The organism is Thalassotalea ganghwensis (assembly GCF_053485795.1).
Genome location: NZ_JBQRUM010000013.1, coordinates 94,762 through 111,702, shown reverse-complemented (window position 1 = coordinate 111,702; position 16,941 = coordinate 94,762). Strand labels below are relative to the sequence as shown.

The window sequence follows — 16,941 nt, the reverse complement described above, 5'->3', positions numbered from 1 at the left end:
GTGCTAACTGCACTGCTTTACTATGCGCTGCCATGCAGTTGGTTATAATTTGGCTTTCGCTTTATTCACCAAATCGCCCGCATAATCCATAATATGGAAGATAATGCTTTGCTCATTAGTACCCGTTACCAAATGAGCACCTGGTCCTTTAGCATAAATACCAACATCTTCTGCCGCATGAGTTTCAGCGCTCAACGGGATAACCGCTTCTTGATGGAAACCAGGTGCAGTTGTTTCTACTTCAGTTAAATTGACACGACCGGTATGGACATCAACACCGTAACCTGCATCAGCATCAGTCTCATTCCCTAAATCCATAAAGCCGCGGCCATTGGTGTATCCTAAGGTAGTGTATGGCATACCATCAGCTGCTAAGCTTGGCTCCGTTTGGCCAACGCCAACAACTTTACCTAAAATAGGGTTGCCACGTTTTGGGTAACCTGCAATGGTAAACACATGGCTATGATCGGCCGTTACCAAAATAAGCGTCTCTTCTGGATTGGTTGCATTAACTGCCGCTTCGACGGCATTAGCAAACTCAATCGCGTCATTTAACGCGTTATAAGCATTCCCTGCATGATGCCCATGGTCAATTCGACCAGCTTCAACCGTTAAGAAAAAACCTTGGCTGTTGTTATCTAAAATACTGATGGCTTTGCTGGTCATTTCAGTCAATGAAGGCTCACCTGCCACGTCATTATGACGATCTGCTTCATACTGCATATGAGATTCATTAAACAAGGCAAACACTTTTTCAGTATTATCAGGGTTAATGGTATCAAAGCCTGCTTGGTCAATTATGTACTGACCCGCAGGGTATGACGCCCGCCATTCAGCAGTTAAGTCACGACCGTCACTGCGATCACCTTCGACAGCACTTACCGCATCAATACTATTAAATGCTGCATCATTAGGTAAAAAGTGACGACGGCCACCGCCCATAACAACTTCGATGCCATCAACATCAACACCCGCAAATCTTGCTTCTAAGTTGGCTTCAAAGTTAACTAACTGAGAGGCGATATCTTCGCAGCCCGCGGCAACTTGGTCGGCCTTTATGCGGGAGACATCTTCCCAATCTCGGTCTGGCGACTTGGCATACGTTGCCGCTGGTGTCGCATGAGTAATACGTGCCGTTGAAATAACCCCCGTAGACTTTCCCGCGATTTCAGCAAGTTCTAATGCTGTTACTAACTCTTTACCAGCGACACTCGCACAATCTCCTCGACTAACCCCTTCAGCAACACCAATAACGCCTACATCAGTTTTTACGCCAGACATCATTGCAGTCATTGTTCCAGCAGAATCAGGAGTTTGCGCATCAACATTGTAAGTTTTAGAAAAGCCAGAATATGGAAACTTATCAAAACTTAATAAATGCTCTTCACCTAACTTCCCTTGTTGCTGACCTGCTAAAATGCGCGCTGCAGTAACCGTAGACACCCCCATGCCATCACCAACAAACAAAATGATATTTTTAGCCGAACCTCGAAGATTATTAATCGTTTCACTATTTAACTTAGCGCTAGCAATTTTCTGCTGTCCTTGACTAAACCAAGCATTCATAGTCGTGCCAGTGATATCACTGCTACTCACTTGTGTTAGGGTGGGAGAACAAACGTATTCCGTCGCGGTAACTTCATTGTCATCGAGTGTTTCATTACCATTGCTATCAACACCTGAATCGATTTGTACACCGCTGTTTAGGCATTGACTATGTCCTACCGGTATAAAGGTTTGCTTAACTAAACTATTCAAACCGTTGCTACCATTGACACCATTAGAGCCATCGTTACCATCATCACCGTTACATCCAGTTAGCGCAACTACAACAGATATTGAGATTAAACTTAACTTTTTCATTTTTGCCTCTACTAATTTGCAACTAAATCTAACGATTGATTAATCAAGTGGAATACAACGCTTTGCTCAACAACACCCTGTGCTAAATGCGCGCCAGGGCCTTGTGCGTGCAATGATATGTCCTCACCGGCATGAGTTTCAGCACTCATAGGTACCGTTGCTTCTTGGTGAAAACCACTGGCAGTAGTAATCACAGAGGTCAAATCTTGACGACCTGCACGCGGTTCATGCGCATAACCAGCATCAGCATCAGTTTCATCAGCTAAGTCACGAAAACCTCGGCCATTAGCATACCCCACCGTCGTGTATGGTTTGCCATCAGCTGCAATCGCTGGCTTATCTTTACCAACACCTACCACTTTTCCAAGAATTGGATTACCGCGTTTCGGGTAGCCAGCAATGGTAAATACATGGCTATGATCTGCGGTTACTAAGATAAGGGTTTCTTGAGGATTAGTATTATTTACAGCAGCTTCTACCGCTTTAGCAAACTCTACGGTGTCGTTTAACGCGTTATAGGCATTACCCGCATGGTGGCCATGATCAATACGACCAGATTCAACAACCAATAAAAAACCTTTCTCGTTATTATCTAAAATATCAATCGCCTTAGTCGTTAATTCCGTTAACGATGGCTCTCCAGCAACATCATTAGCGCGATCAGCTTCGTATTGCATATGTGACTCATTGAACAAACCAAACACTTTAGAAGTGGTTGCCGGATCGATTGCATCAAAACCAGCTTGATCGATTACATATTTACCTGTTGGGTACTTTGCTTGCCATTCAGCCGTTAAGTCACGACTATCAGTCCGGTTACCCTCAATTGCACTTACTGCATCGGCGCTATTGAATGCTTCGTCTTTTGGAAGAAAATGACGACGACCGCCCCCCATGACAACGTCAATGCCATCGACGTCAATACCTGGAAAACGCTGCTCTAAATTGGTTTCAAAATTGATTAACTGTGACGCGATATCCTCACAACCTTCACTAATGGCTTGCGCTGGCATATCAGAAACATCTTCCCAATTACGATCTGCCGATTTTGCATAGGTTGCCGCAGGCGTTGCATGCGTAATGCGTGCAGTAGAAATAACCCCCGTAGCTAGGCCTTTAATTTCAGCGAGTTCAACCGCTGTGACTAACTCATTGCCTGCAACTGTTGCACAATTACCACGCTCGATAGCTTCATTAACACCTATAACGCCAACATCGGTTTTTACGCCGGAAATCATCGCCGTCATTGTGCCAGCAGAATCTGGTGTTTGCGCATCAACATTATAGGTTTTTACTTGCGCAGAATACGGGAAATTCTCAAAACTTAAGTAACCTTCTTCACCACTTTGACCTTGCTGTTGGCCTGCAAGAATACGAGCGGCTGTTAATGTTGAAACTCCCATGCCATCACCAACGAATAAAATGACATTTTTTGCTTTATTACTGGTCGTTCGATTGACTTTATCGACTAGTTTTTGTTGATCTGCTTTGTACCACTGACTTTCTTTTTGTATGCTTGGAATGACATCTGCCGTCGCACTTGCTGCGACTAACATCGATGACAATACCGATAGCGAAACCCATGAAGAGTTCATACCGTTATCCTCTATTATTCTTATCGATTACCATATTTATGAATTTGCCTCGCTAGGTAGTTAACGAGATTGGCAAGATGGTAGAGAATTTAAATGACGGTTACATTGACGAATTGTGAAATGCAAATGACAAACCGATGTCAGATTTAAGACAGAGAGTACATTGTTTTTTGTACATAAGGAAAATTTCACCCTTTACTTTTATACTCTACGTAAGTGGCAAATTATGACACCGCTGACGGCAACTCTTGAAGATACAACAATCATTTTGCACTTGTTTTTAAATGTTACGGTTTAATTTTTCCGTATCTCAAAAACTAGTAATACATTGAATCAATTTGATTTTTATACATGGCCACTTGCCCAAATACAAAAACAGGCCCTTATTGGCGTTAATTTTGCTAGTCAGTTGTTGAAACAAACAGTCGTAGGTAAGGCAAAGGTACTATGAGACCAACACAGCTTTTATTCACAATTATTACAATCACCGCGTTAATGGGCTGCTCAATGAATCAATTTAGTCGCATTGATCTTGGTTTGGGTGGCAGTGACGAAAATTCATCACAACGCCTGTGTGTCAGTGACACTGGAGAGTTTTATCCCTGTGATGATGTTTCGGTACCTGTCGCGAGCGCTTCATCTCAGTCAACCAAGCAAAGTGATTATTTCTCACCAAGTACCAATTTTCAGCAACTAGGCGAATACACTGAGCAAATGGTTTATGTTATTTTCGATAAGCTCAGTGTGCAGTCACTTGAAAAAACGATTGCCGTGCCGCCTTTTATTACCTGGGTACCTGAAATGGTGGTGAATGGACCACTTAACGTCGAGCTTGCCGAGCTATTTATTGCCGACATGCAAAATATTGGGCTTCCCGTTGCGGAAAATGTTTTAACTTATGCCGATACCAGCGTAAACACTGACTTTTTAAATACCATTCCTTATATACAAGTCAATGACGATATTGGTTACGTCCTCAAAGGCACGATTAGAAAGAATCAACAAGGCATCACCGTTTACGCGAAGGTTATCGATGTTGAGAGCAAAGCAGTTATTGCCGCGACCTCTAAACTTATCCCCCACTATATGATCGCGCAACAGGCAAATTACTAAGTCTTTGTGGCTGGAGAATTTATGAACAAGATAATCTATATACTGAGCGCATTGTCGTTAATAGGATGTTCTCAAACACCTGAATTAACCTATTCAAACGAAGCACAATTAGGACAACCAACCCAAGTATCAGTTAACCAAACGCCAAGCTCGATGATTCATCAGCGTGTGCTGACTTTAGCAAATAAGCTATTTTCCAGCGCACAAACCATTGAGCCCAGTCAACCGATGGCAGTCGGCACATTTTTGCCTGTTACTCACTTAGGCGGCAAAGTTGAAAACATTGACGATTTGATCGGTCATCAACTTCAAGAAAGTTTAATTACACTAGCGACGCAAGCGGGTTTAAATGTCATTGAATATAAAACCATGCCGATTGTAAAACTTAAAGACAATGTCGATATGATGCTCTCGCGCAATGTTGAAGATTTAGCAAAAAACTTTAACGCCTATTATTACCTCACTGGTACCTATACCGAGCAAGCAGGCCAATACGTCATTAACGCCCGCATTATCGAATTACGAAATCAACGAGTTATCGCTGCCGCCACGGATTATTTGCCAATAGATACCATGATGGAACAACGGCAAGTTAGCTTAAAAAATAACATGCTTTACAGAAGCGGATATTAAAAGGTGAAGATATGAAAAACTTAGTTCTTACTTCAGCACTACTTTATACCCTGAGTGCTTGCTCATCAATGTCAGGTGATATGGTAGATACTACCGCAACTGAACAGCAAGAAACGACGAAAATCGCTATTGAAAATAGCCTGAATAATCAAGAAGTGTTCAAGTTTCCGCAATCAACCATCAACAATAAAACTGATGAAGAAATGTTTCAAAGCGGGCCATTAGTCAAAGACATCAACTTTTACGTGCGTGGACTGATGCAGGATCTCATCACTAACCTACAATATGTCAACTCACGCACCCCCGTTGCGGTAACCAGTTTTGTCGATTTAGATGGTGACTTTAATGATGCTACTCTACTCGGTAATCAAATTTCTGAAGGGTTAATGCATGAAGTGCATAAAGCGGGCATTCCTGTGCTCGATTACAAAGTCACCGATTATTTACGCGTCACCGAAAAAGGCGATTTTATAATGAGTCGAAACTTTAATGAGCTTTCTGACAACATTCCTATTCGTTATGTGTTTACCGGTAATTTGGTTAAACATCAAGGCGGTTATTTAGTTAATGCCCGTGTCGTTGGTATCAAGTCAAAAGCCGTTGTTGCTTCGGCGCAGAGTTTTATCCCAGCAACGGTTGCAAAGGCGTTATTAAAATCGCGCCCAGAAACAAATCAGCAACAAATACCATTGGTGCAAGGTTAAGGTATTAATAATTAACTTTATTTACGCCAAATATTGATGAAAACAAGCATTACATCGCTTACAAGCACCCAACATAAATTTGTACAAAGAAACAAAATAAAACAATATGTAGTAGTCAATACCTTATCGAGACACTAGATGTTGTAATAACAATCAGTTAGTGATTGAAGAAAATTTAAGCTTTTTTTTATAACTGTCGATAAACATTAAGGAGGTAAAAAATATTTATGTTAAACACTAGGAACTTAACTCTGTAAGACGTTATTTTTTATGGTGTCAGGCAAGGCAGAATATGCTTTTGCATTAAAAGCGAATAAATATGAAAAAATTTATTAAAGTTTTAAAATCGCGTGCCGATACCTTAAGTTGAACAGACGTAGTTTACATGAAATACGGTTGATTAAAGTAGTTCAAAGCTTCATTAAAAGTTTTCAGTATTGCTCTAATTAATTTGGTCTTAATTTTGTTAATAGGAGTGTTGCCATGCAACCGAACAAAAAGAAAATCGCTCTAGCAATAGGAGCCTTGTTAGTGGGAGCGTCCGGCGCTTCTAATGCTGCGACAGGCACCTTTGATATCACGGTAAATACCATTGCTGATGTAGTGTTAACTGAAGAAACCCCATTAGATTTTGGTACCAATATTTTCACATCAACCGGCTCTTGCACTATGGATGCCGCTACCCCTTCAACAGCAAGTTTGCAAATTGATCCTGCTGTTACTGCAACAGCTACCAACTACGGTGACTTGAACGGTAGTGGTTGTGTTACTGGCGCTGTTGCCACACCTGGCGTTTATAAAGTTACCGGCTCTCCAGGAGCAACCATTAACATTACAATAAACGGTTTTACATCTGTTGCGGGTGATTATAGCTTTACCCCAAACAGCAATGCTGTTGGTATTTATGGTGCAACGGGAGCGTCAGGTGCAGCTGGTGATGATATCATTGGCACACTTTCGACTGTCGGCCCTACTGCGGTGCGCTTACCTGATGCTACTGAAGCTTTGGAAGCTGAAGTTACAGCAAATGAACTTGTCTTTACTTTAGGTGGTACCTTAACCGTGACGAGTCCATTAACCGCCAATACCACCTATGGTACTGCATTCGATGCCGGTGATGTTTTTGCCATCAATGTTGTCTATTAGCCACTAAATAGTTAAATTTAGTGTATAGCAAATAAATATTTATAAGCGAGCTTAATTTAAGGAGCTTTATATGAACACGAATACTTTTAAAAAGCTGGCAGTAGCAACCACGATTAGTAGTGCATTGTCAGTTACAGCTAACGCAGCCGATGTCGACATGAGTTTTGCATTTACTACAGTGCCGGATGTTGCCATTGTTGAACAACAAGCAATGAACTTTGGTAATGATTTTACCTTAGCTATCGCGAGTACTTGTAATATGCAAGTTGAATCAGGCGCGGCTGACGCAGCACCGGGCAACATTCTAGCGCGCATGGGGGCGGCTTTAGCTGGAAATGGAGCTAACTACCAAGCTAAAACTGGTGATTGTGACCAAGCAAACCCTGGAGTAGCCGGCATTTATAAAATTTCAGGCGCTAAAGGTGTATTAGTTGATATTACCGTGAATGGTATTAACGCTGGTGGCGTTGACTTTTCTTACCTACCAGAAGGATGTTATGTAGTATACAATAATGCCTCTGATGGCGATGTATGTACTAACTTTACTGCGGGCACAGGTAACACGGTAGTTGGAACCACAACATTAGCAACCGATGCCGACACCATTGGTAATACATCAGGTAGCCCAATTGCTGGTGAAGCGTTAATCTTTTTAGGTGGTACCATTACTGCGCAAAACACCTTAACTGCGGGTAGTACCTACGTCGAAAGTTTTACTATTGACGTAGTTTATCAATAAGGTTAGCCTCTGTAGGTTTTTTAAAAACCAAGCATGTCAATGCTTGGTTTTTTTGTATTGGTGAATAGGGTATTAACTATGATGATCAGAAATCGTTTGTATAACATTCTTATTTTTAGCACAGCTTTTTGCACATTGATTTTTAGTACATATTTGCAGGCAAATGTTGGGATTTCAACATATCGTTTGTACTTAGACCCCGCTCATGACAATGAAGACTTTATTGTTACCAATAAACTAGATCGCCCGCAAAAATGTAGTTTAGGTTTTTTACATTATCAATATGATGAGAGCGGTAACATTAATGACATGCCGCTTAAGACAACGCCAGAAAATTCGGCGAGCAAACTAGTCCGACTTTCTCCTAAGCATTTCACCATCGAAGCTAAGCAACGACAAACCGTTCGTTTTACACTGCGCCGTAAAAAAGACACCTTGCCAGTCGAACATCGCGCCTTTGTTACGGTAAACTGTATCCCGCAAAAAACGGCGGCAGAAGAAAACGCAACGAAAAGTGACAAAAATTTGGCACGTTTTAAGTTAAGCCCACAACTAGTGCACAATATTCCTTTAGTTATTCGCCCGAAAAGATTACAGGCTAGTGTTAAATTTGAAGATGTCAGAATTGAAAACGAAACGCTTTTTTTCAACTTAGTTCGCTCTGGAGAACGCTCAGTTTACGGGAAAATAAAGCTACTCGATAAAAATACGAGCGAAATACTAAAAGAGTCTCGTAATTTAGTGATGTACCCTGAAACCATCAACAAATCGTTTGAAATGAAGATTGGCACAAACTATGCTTTAAACGACATAGTAATCCAATTTACGGAGCCAGATCATTTTAGCAGCCCTCTAGATATTACATGGAAACAATAATGTAATACCTTTACGCTAAACGGCTTTCGTAGATAAATTATCGAACATATTATGGAAGTCGTTTATGCTATTATTATCAAAAGCAAGAAGTTTATATAGTCGCTCTATCATATCAAGCAAGGGCTTAGGTTGTGTGGCGCTGTCTTTAGGTTTATGGCTAGTTAGCACGAGCCAAAGCTATGCCCTAGGTCTTTCTACCTTTAGAATTTACCTTGACCCAACGACTCGCGAATATAATTTCGTTGTTTACAACAAAGATCCTTACCAACAAAATTGTAAAATGTATTTAAGGCATTATGATTTTAATGAGTATGGAAAAAGTAATCTTAGAACATCAAAAGAACTACCAGAGTTAAGTGCAAAAGATAAGATTCGCTTCTCTCCCAAACGATTTAGTGTTCCTGCCGGAGAATCGCAAACGGTTAGGTTTCAAATGCGCAGATCCCCAAATGAAAAAGCAATTGAATATCGCTCTTACCTAACCTTAGATTGCGCATTTTCTAAAGCAGACATGGCAAAAATTGCCAAAAATAAGACTTCATTGGCTCCACGTCTTCGTCATAACATTCCTGTCATAGCTCGCACAGGTGATATTGAAGCAAAGCTCAGTTTTGCCGAAAAGACAATTAATCAAAACAGCATCAACGTTACCGTTGAAAAAAATGGTGCACGCTCAACCTTTGGCCGCTTAGCTTTAATCGATATTCGTAATAATGAAGTGGTTTCCTCATTACCGCAAGTGAGTATTCAACGCGAGGCTAAGTATCATAAGGCAACGCTTGGCTTTACAGATCAAGATCCGAAGTTCTTAAAAATTGTTTACCAAGAAATTGAGGGCTATGGCGGCAATATAACAATAGAGTCGCCAGTATTATAAAGGCAAGTCGATATAGGCAACTTTAGTGAAATGGATTGATGATGAAAAAAATAATAACACTAATCGCTTTATTATGGCTTCTACCATCTGCTGAGGTAGCTGCTGAACGTTTACAGAAAGTTGAACTTAATGAAGATAACCTACTGATTCTTTCAGCCTACCTTGATAAAACTAAAGTCACTAACAATCTCGATAGTTATTATTATCAAGATGAAATATTAATGCTTGCTATTGAGCCACTTTTTGAAGCATTAAAACTAAAGTATCAATTTACCGAGGAAAAACTAACGGTATGGAAACAAGAGCAAGTATACGAGTTCTTTTTTGACAATGAGCAAAGCTCTTTAAGTTCATCACAAATTCGTTATTGGGGTAACGATGGTTACTTTCAATTTATTGATCAACGATTACTCGAAGACATATTTGGGATAAGTTTTGACTTTGTTCAACGCCGTTTGACCGTAACAATTATTCCTAACGATTATCAATTTCCAGTAACCATCCTAGCTGAACAACGAGCCAAGCGCTTTCGAGAAAAAGCATTTAGTACTGACGTCTCTCGTCAAAATAAAGCGACGATTCCAATAACAATTCCTGATCAATACCGCGCATTTACCGTTCCTCATGGCGAGATCTACACGACGGTAGACCTAAACAATGATAATGAGAACACAAGGCTAAATGCACAACTTGTTTCCGACTTTTTATATCACTCCACCCGTCTAAATTTAGCTAAAAAAAGTGGCACAGACCTTACAGGTGGGATCACGTTTAGTCGTTATAAAGAGTCGCCTGAAGACTACATTTTAGGCTACTTCGATGAATATAGTTTTGGGGATATTTATAGTAGTAGAATCGGTAGTATAATCTCCGGAAACTCAGGTGTTGGTGCCAGTGTCTATAGACGCCCTGAAAACTATCGTCAAAATAATAGTGCTATTGACATAGAAGAGTATGCCAAGCCCGGCTGGGAAGCAGAGCTATTTAACAATAGCCGTTTCATTACCTCGCAAACGGTACCCGACACAGGTATTCTTGTCTTTAAAGATGTTGAGTTGCTCTACGGTAACAACCGAATTGAAATTAAACTATATGGTCCATATGGTGAAGAAGATATTGTTGTAAAAAATTATTCGTTGAAAAGGAATCCTTTAGCTGAAGGAGATATTGCTTATGGTCTGAGTTTACTCGACCCAAACAAAACATTATTAGATAATGGTTTATCTGATGGTGTAAATTTGGATACGTTCAGCACTTCGGTAGATTATGGTATAAATGATCGCTGGCAAGTGGGTATGTTTTTTAATGACAGCAGTATTGAAAACTCTTTACTAGCCGGTACGGGCACTGAAGAAAGAGTACAAACTATATCAGTAAAAAATTACTTAAGCTTCCCCACATTTTTACTTGAAAATGAATTTGCATTTGTCGGTGACGGGTCTAATTTCGCTCAAATAACCAGCCTATCCGGTCGTGCCTTTGCTAATGGGGCCTACCAGGTTTTATATCGTTCATCAAAAGGGGTCTCTCGTTTAAACAATCGAAGTATTGTTTCACCCGATTCTATAAACCATGCAGTAACAGCAAGTTATACCGATAACTTTTTTGGTCTTCCTAATCAGCTTCAGTTAAGCTACGATAAATCAGATACCTTCCAGAGTAGCGCGCTAAATCACAGCATCTATTTTAACTTAGATAAAATTAGAGTGACTAACCGCCTTTCATATCGAGATATCCAAAGTGATCTTCTTGATAGCACGATAACCTCTGGCGCACTTTCTTTTAGTGGCTCGATTATCGATAATCTGCGTTTAAGTGCCAATTTGATCTACAATATCGATGGCCCAGAGGACAGTGATACCATTTCAAAGTCGTCATCTTTGTCTTCTCAATATAAGTGGGTAGACCCGTGGAATCTTGCGCACTACTTTAACTTATCGTATCGTCCATTGACCGCCAATGACGAAAATAGTAATTCTTGGAGTTTTTCTCATCAACTCGCCTTTGAAACACCTGATTACCGATTAGCACTGCGCTCTGCTTATAATGAAAACGATGATTGGTCTTTTAATTTAAACTTAAATTTCTTTATCGGTTACGACTATCACAATAACCGCGTTTTAACCAGCAGCCAATATTCATCGTCAACAGCTACCCTTGACGTTCATACCTACCTGGATAGACAACTAAACGGTACACCTGATGTCCTCGACTATGATTTAGAAAATGTTACTTTTAGTGGTGTCGAAGAGTGGGAAAATATTACTTCTGGTAGAACAGGAAAGATTATTCTACCTGGTGTGCCAGTGAGTACACCTTTTAAATTCAATGCTAGCTGGATTTCAGGTACAGAGACCTTAAATCAAGATTATACAATTTATACCCACCCTGGAGCTCGGGTGGACGTTAATATGCCTTTTTATTTGAGCACTGAGCTTGCAGGATTCATATACCGAGCTAGTCAAGAAGGTGAAGTTCCTATAGCACGTATTAATGTAAATTTAATCGATGATGAACAAAACACCGTCCAAACCCAACAAACCGATGAGGATGGCTACTACGAATTTTTAAATATTACCCCCGGACAATATTCTGTTGTTGTTGATGACAACAGCTTAAGTCAAAAATCATATACCGCTGAAATTAAGGGTTTTAATGTAAAAACGCCAGAAAGTGGCGGATTCTCTGAATTGCCAACCTTGTACCTACGTCGTATTAAGAATACCAATGATAGTGACGATGAACGAATTGAAGAGTTAGCCTTATCGGCTGAAGAAACCGAGCCACTCGTTTGGGATGAAAGTGAGCAGATACGCAAAAACTTATTCACTTTACCGGTAAAAACAAAGATCAAACGTGTTTTATCGACCCCTGCACCCGACAGTAAAAAAGATGAGGAAGAAATATTATACCCAATAGCGACAATTGCTAGCGCTGTTAATCAAACCAATGCAGCGAAAATTTCTGGTTACTCAATTCAACTTGGTGCTTTTATCGATGAAAATGAAGCCAAACAATTAAAAAATAAACACCATAATTCATTTGAGCAGCCGCTGGTAATTATCGAATCTTACACGAAAACGCAGCAAAAGATATATCGCGTTATGGTTGGGGAATTTATAGATAAAACACAAGCACAAACATTTGCTAGTAGTAACCAATTAGCCTCAATAGGCTATTATATTCAACCTCTTTTCGAGAAACTATATACCGAAGTAAATGATAGTGCAGTGCAAGTTACTCCTTTAACTGCCATTCAAACAAAAAATGATGGTAAATGGATATTGCAATTTGCTGCTTCAAAAGAAAAACTCAGTGAAAGCATCATTGAGAAATACAGTGGGCTTGATGACGTTTTTCTTGCTGAAAAAGTGACCGATAATCAGGAGAGTTGGTATTGTGTTGTTAGCCAACCATTTGAAACCAAAGCGCAAGCGCTAAATGCACTGAAAAAATATGGCGTAGTCGGCTGGGCAACCACCAACGAAAACTATAAAGTGATTAACAAGTTGTAAGAGGGAAAGCGATGAAAATTGGGCAAGCAATAAAACAAATGCTAATTCCATTAGTGATGTGTTTCCCATCTTATGGTTTTATTGAACCATACATCAACGTTACACAGATCATTGACTATGGCGAATTACTCCCACTGACAGGGATCTGTCATATTGATCACGATACTAAAGAAGTAATTGATATTGCAGGGAATGTATGTCCTTATCCTGACACTCGTTATGGTGAACCTGGCAGATACATGCTTGTTGGCAATCCTAATACTAACATGAGTATTAAGATAGCTTCGCGCCTAAACCCTGGAGACGGTATGTCATTTGCGCCAGATGGTATCTATCAAGTAAATGGTAGAGCTGATATTGCGATTGTGGCAGACCAATTTCAAACCGTAAATACGGGTGATACAGGGGTGATCACCATAATTATCGGAGGGAGCCTAACTATTCACTCCAATTTGAGTTTTAATAACAGTTATCGAGTGGATATTGCACAGGGGATAGTTTTCAATGAATTACCTTAAGTTCTCTGTCTCATTTACTACTTGGGTTTTCATTGTCCTTGCTAATGTTGCAGGCTGTTCGTCACATCAAGACTTAGTTGCCGATAAACATGTAAAAGCAGTAAGCAAGTGGCATGAACTAGCGGCTTTTTCGAAAGTAAAGCAAATAAAACTCCCCTTTAAAATTACTACCGAGTTAAACGCAAGTGTTCGTCAAGGCCAGAACGAATTAGCATTTACAAAAATAAAACTCGCGAATACTGAAAGTAATAAAGAAATTGACTTATTGAATCCAAGTTTTCGCAATAAATATATTTGCCTTGTGCAATGCATGGGGTTAACTGAGTATGTCCGCATCAATAATTCAACCTTGCTCGACACTTATTTTTCGATATATGAATTTTCATTGTTCGATTTTTATGGGCGGTTGTATAAGCTTAACAGACAAGTAAATCGCTTAAAATCTATCGCACAAGACGATTTTTCCACTTACATTGACTGGTTAATTAAAACAGAATATCAGAGTGATGACCTTAAGAGTTTTATTACTTATCTAGAAAAGAAACTTACCTTAGAAAGTTACTATCAATTCAGAAACAATCCTGAAGATTACTATGCAAAACTCTTTTCAGAAAACACAGATTCACTTTGGGATGAAACTGAAGAGGATTATTCTCCAGAGATCGCTCTTTGGGACTTAACTGATGAAATAGCACCTCTAAATGGTGAGAATACATCAATAACACAATTACAGGAAACCTTTGCAGAATTACAAAAACAACCATTAGATATTGGCAATATAGTCTGTCACTTTGATAACAATACGCTTGGTGTTGTTAAGGCAATATCAGGTAAACGTGCCAAAGTTAAATTTATGGGAAGTTACCAACAGTTTTATGACGGACAGTATTTACCCGCACCTAGTGGCTATATTTTTTCAAACAGCAAAGATTTCACTATGATAAAAATTGAAGATATACAGTATGTTAATCTAAGTGAAATCGCCAAATGTGATTTATCATTAATTACCCAGTAAAAAGGTATAACCGTGGCAAAAACATCATCTTTTAAAGTTATCGCTATGGGCCGTGTTGGCACGTTAGCAATCAACCGTTTTTTAAACGACCACCCCAATGTATCATTACCCAATTACAAAACGACTAAGGATCTATTTCGTAAAAAAAAGCAGAACAACCCGAGTTTACTGGATTTACCTTATGATAAAGGCCCGAAGATAACAGCAAAAGGGTTTATGGTTCATGATGCGATGTTTTTAGAAAAAAAATACCGAAAAGCGTTAGCAGCCGTTAGAGATTTTAAGGTTGATGTCACTTTTCACGTGGTTCGTAATCCTTTTGATCAAGCAAAAAGTTGGATTAACCATATCAACGCCAGTGCAGCGATGAACTTACTTGGTTGGGAGGCGATTCCTAAAACAGTGAAAGCTTTTTATCAAACCTACAAAGAGCATTTGCAAACCATTAAGCCAGGAATTCAATGCACCACATTTTATCCTAATCAAAAAAATGTCCAAGTTATCGAGTTTGCTGACTTACTGTCCGATAAAATAGATAACACCATGACATCAATCTATCAAAAACTCGGTATAGATGAGCAATACCAAAGTCCTTTACTTCATAAACCACAAAATAACTACACCCGTGAGTTGATGGCTAAAGGTATCTCTTTTGAACTAAATAATGAAGTGATACATATGGGGATGGCTCCACTAGACTTTTTCTATTCTGAACGAAGAGACGGCAAGCCTTGGATTATTGTGCACGATACCAAAATGATTTTAGATATGTGCCCAACACTGCCCAGAATAGAGGGCGATTGGGTCTTTTTACCAAAAGATGTGCATCAGTTTAATCAGCTATCGCTAAAAACTAAAAAAATGGTTCACGAGAATATCCAAGATATCGTCAGTGAAGTACTACCAGTATGGGCTAAGTCAGCAGAGCAAATTGCTCAACGAATTGAATCAGAAAAATTAAAGCAGTTATCAGATGACGACAAGCATTTACTTAGCGAATTATTAAGAGATGATTTAGACGTATTTTTTAGTTATCACCCGCAATTTAAGAATTTGTGGGGCATGTAAACACTATGGTCATTTGGATTACCGGACTTCCTGGCGCTGGCAAAACAACTATCGCACAGCTCGTTTTTGAGTACATCAAAAACCAAACCTTACAAACTGTATTGCTTGATGGGGATAGTTTACGAGCAGCACTTAAAAATGAGCAATATGATGCTAGCTCGCGTCAAGCGTTAGCCATGACATATAGTCGCTTAGCCAAGATGTTTTCAGAGCAGGGGCAAGTTGCCATTTGTGCTACCGTCTCAATGTTCGATGCAGTTAGAGAGTGGAACAGAGCTAATATTGACAACTATTTTGAAATTTATGTCAAAGTAAGTGCTGAAACATTAGCAAAGCGCAATCAAAAATCTCTGTATTCGAATGCTCAAAATGGTGAACAAAAGCACGTACATGGCTTTGATCTTGCAGTGGAAGAACCTAAAAATCCTGATTTAATTATAGAAAACGACGGGATTATGACATTAGAACAAATTAAAACACTTTTAAAAGAGGAATTGGCACCATGGCTAAAAAACTAGGCGACTTTACCGGATTAGCTGAAAATTATTCTAAATTCCGCCCTGCATATTCACCTTTTGTATTAGATACCTTATTAGGCTTAATTAACAAACCCGTTAATGACATGGACTTTGTTGACGTCGGCGCTGGCACAGGCATTTGGAGCCGCATGGTTGCTAATACTGGTGTTAAAACAGCTGTTGCCGTTGAGCCAAATGATGATATGCGAAGTTTTGGCGTTAAAGATTCAGCGCAAACTCATATTGAATGGGTAGAGGGCAACGGTGAGCAAACCACATTAGCTGACAATAGTGCCGATTTATTGACCATGGCGTCATCGTTTCATTGGGTGGATTTTGAAAAAGGCACTAAAGAATTTGCCCGAGTATTGCGAGACAAAGGCATATTTTGCGCACTATGGAATCCTCGCCTGATTGAAGCCAACCCCTTATTGGTTGAGATTGAAGATAAACTTTATGAAATCGCCCCGCATATTAAGCGTGTATCATCAGGCAGAGCATCCTTTACCGATACATTAATGGATAAACTTTATCATAGTGAATATTTTGACGATGTTGTTTATGTTGAAGGCCGTCATGTAGTGCAGCAAACACCTGAAGAATACATTGGCGTTTGGTGGTCAGTAAACGATATTCGCGTACAAGCCGGCGAAGAATGTTTTAAACAGTTTATGGATTTTGTTGAACAAAAGGTCAATAACTTAGCTTTCATCGAAACCACCTATCAAACAAGAGCTTGGATAGCACGAGTGAGCAAGTAA

General features: G+C 39.7%; 15 protein-coding genes. 13 read left to right on the top strand and 2 right to left on the bottom strand.

Annotation, left to right across the window (positions count from 1 at the left end; genetic code table 11):
* Window positions 1-42: 42 nt before the first annotated feature.
* Together ACSLUH_RS13865 and ACSLUH_RS13860 are read right to left on the bottom strand one after the other, a co-directional pair.
* Window positions 43-1,863, bottom strand: coding sequence for an alkaline phosphatase (locus ACSLUH_RS13865; protein WP_448567990.1), 1,821 nt, complete (start codon window positions 1,861-1,863; stop codon window positions 43-45).
* 11 nt (window positions 1,864-1,874) lie between these two features.
* Window positions 1,875-3,419 carry an alkaline phosphatase gene (locus ACSLUH_RS13860; RefSeq protein ID WP_448568016.1) on the bottom strand — a complete coding sequence of 515 codons (1,545 nt, stop codon included), beginning with the start codon at window positions 3,417-3,419 and terminating at the stop codon, window positions 1,875-1,877.
* 546 nt (window positions 3,420-3,965) lie between these two features.
* Here ACSLUH_RS13860 and ACSLUH_RS13855 point away from each other — a divergent pair.
* From ACSLUH_RS13855 to ACSLUH_RS13795, 13 genes are all read left to right on the top strand, one after another.
* Window positions 3,966-4,571 carry a FlgO family outer membrane protein gene (locus ACSLUH_RS13855; protein ID WP_448567988.1) on the top strand — a complete coding sequence of 202 codons (606 nt, stop codon included), beginning with the start codon at window positions 3,966-3,968 and terminating at the stop codon, window positions 4,569-4,571.
* A 21-nt stretch (window positions 4,572-4,592) separates the two neighbouring features.
* A complete protein-coding gene (locus ACSLUH_RS13850; RefSeq protein WP_448567986.1) occupies window positions 4,593-5,204 on the top strand; it encodes a FlgO family outer membrane protein in 612 nt (203 codons plus the stop codon).
* Window positions 5,205-5,215: 11 nt separating this feature from the next.
* On the top strand, window positions 5,216-5,908 hold the full coding sequence (locus ACSLUH_RS13845; protein ID WP_448567984.1) for a FlgO family outer membrane protein: 693 nt from the start codon (window positions 5,216-5,218) through the stop codon (window positions 5,906-5,908).
* Between the two features lie 483 nt (window positions 5,909-6,391).
* On the top strand, window positions 6,392-7,054 hold the full coding sequence (locus ACSLUH_RS13840; RefSeq protein WP_448567982.1) for a hypothetical protein: 663 nt from the start codon (window positions 6,392-6,394) through the stop codon (window positions 7,052-7,054).
* 70 nt (window positions 7,055-7,124) lie between these two features.
* On the top strand, window positions 7,125-7,793 hold the full coding sequence (locus ACSLUH_RS13835) for a hypothetical protein (protein ID WP_448567980.1): 669 nt from the start codon (window positions 7,125-7,127) through the stop codon (window positions 7,791-7,793).
* Between the two features lie 78 nt (window positions 7,794-7,871).
* Window positions 7,872-8,669, top strand: coding sequence for a fimbria/pilus periplasmic chaperone (locus ACSLUH_RS13830; protein ID WP_448567978.1), 798 nt, complete (start codon window positions 7,872-7,874; stop codon window positions 8,667-8,669).
* A 64-nt stretch (window positions 8,670-8,733) separates the two neighbouring features.
* A complete protein-coding gene (locus ACSLUH_RS13825) occupies window positions 8,734-9,546 on the top strand; it encodes a fimbrial biogenesis chaperone (protein WP_448567976.1) in 813 nt (270 codons plus the stop codon).
* Between the two features lie 38 nt (window positions 9,547-9,584).
* A complete protein-coding gene (locus tag ACSLUH_RS13820; RefSeq protein WP_448567974.1) occupies window positions 9,585-13,061 on the top strand; it encodes an SPOR domain-containing protein in 3,477 nt (1,158 codons plus the stop codon).
* Between the two features lie 11 nt (window positions 13,062-13,072).
* On the top strand, window positions 13,073-13,579 hold the full coding sequence (locus ACSLUH_RS13815; protein ID WP_448567972.1) for a hypothetical protein: 507 nt from the start codon (window positions 13,073-13,075) through the stop codon (window positions 13,577-13,579).
* Complete coding sequence (locus tag ACSLUH_RS13810) at window positions 13,566-14,594, top strand: hypothetical protein (RefSeq protein WP_448567970.1); 1,029 nt, start codon at window positions 13,566-13,568, stop codon at window positions 14,592-14,594. Before ACSLUH_RS13815 ends, ACSLUH_RS13810 begins: the two co-directional genes overlap by 14 nt.
* 12 nt (window positions 14,595-14,606) lie before the next feature.
* A complete protein-coding gene (locus ACSLUH_RS13805; protein WP_448567968.1) occupies window positions 14,607-15,662 on the top strand; it encodes a hypothetical protein in 1,056 nt (351 codons plus the stop codon).
* A 5-nt stretch (window positions 15,663-15,667) separates the two neighbouring features.
* Complete coding sequence (locus ACSLUH_RS13800; protein WP_448567966.1) at window positions 15,668-16,180, top strand: adenylyl-sulfate kinase; 513 nt, start codon at window positions 15,668-15,670, stop codon at window positions 16,178-16,180.
* Window positions 16,165-16,941: a class I SAM-dependent methyltransferase gene (locus ACSLUH_RS13795; RefSeq protein ID WP_448567964.1), complete on the top strand. Its 777-nt coding sequence runs from the start codon at window positions 16,165-16,167 to the stop codon at window positions 16,939-16,941. The genes ACSLUH_RS13800 and ACSLUH_RS13795 overlap by 16 nt, the downstream gene beginning before the upstream one ends.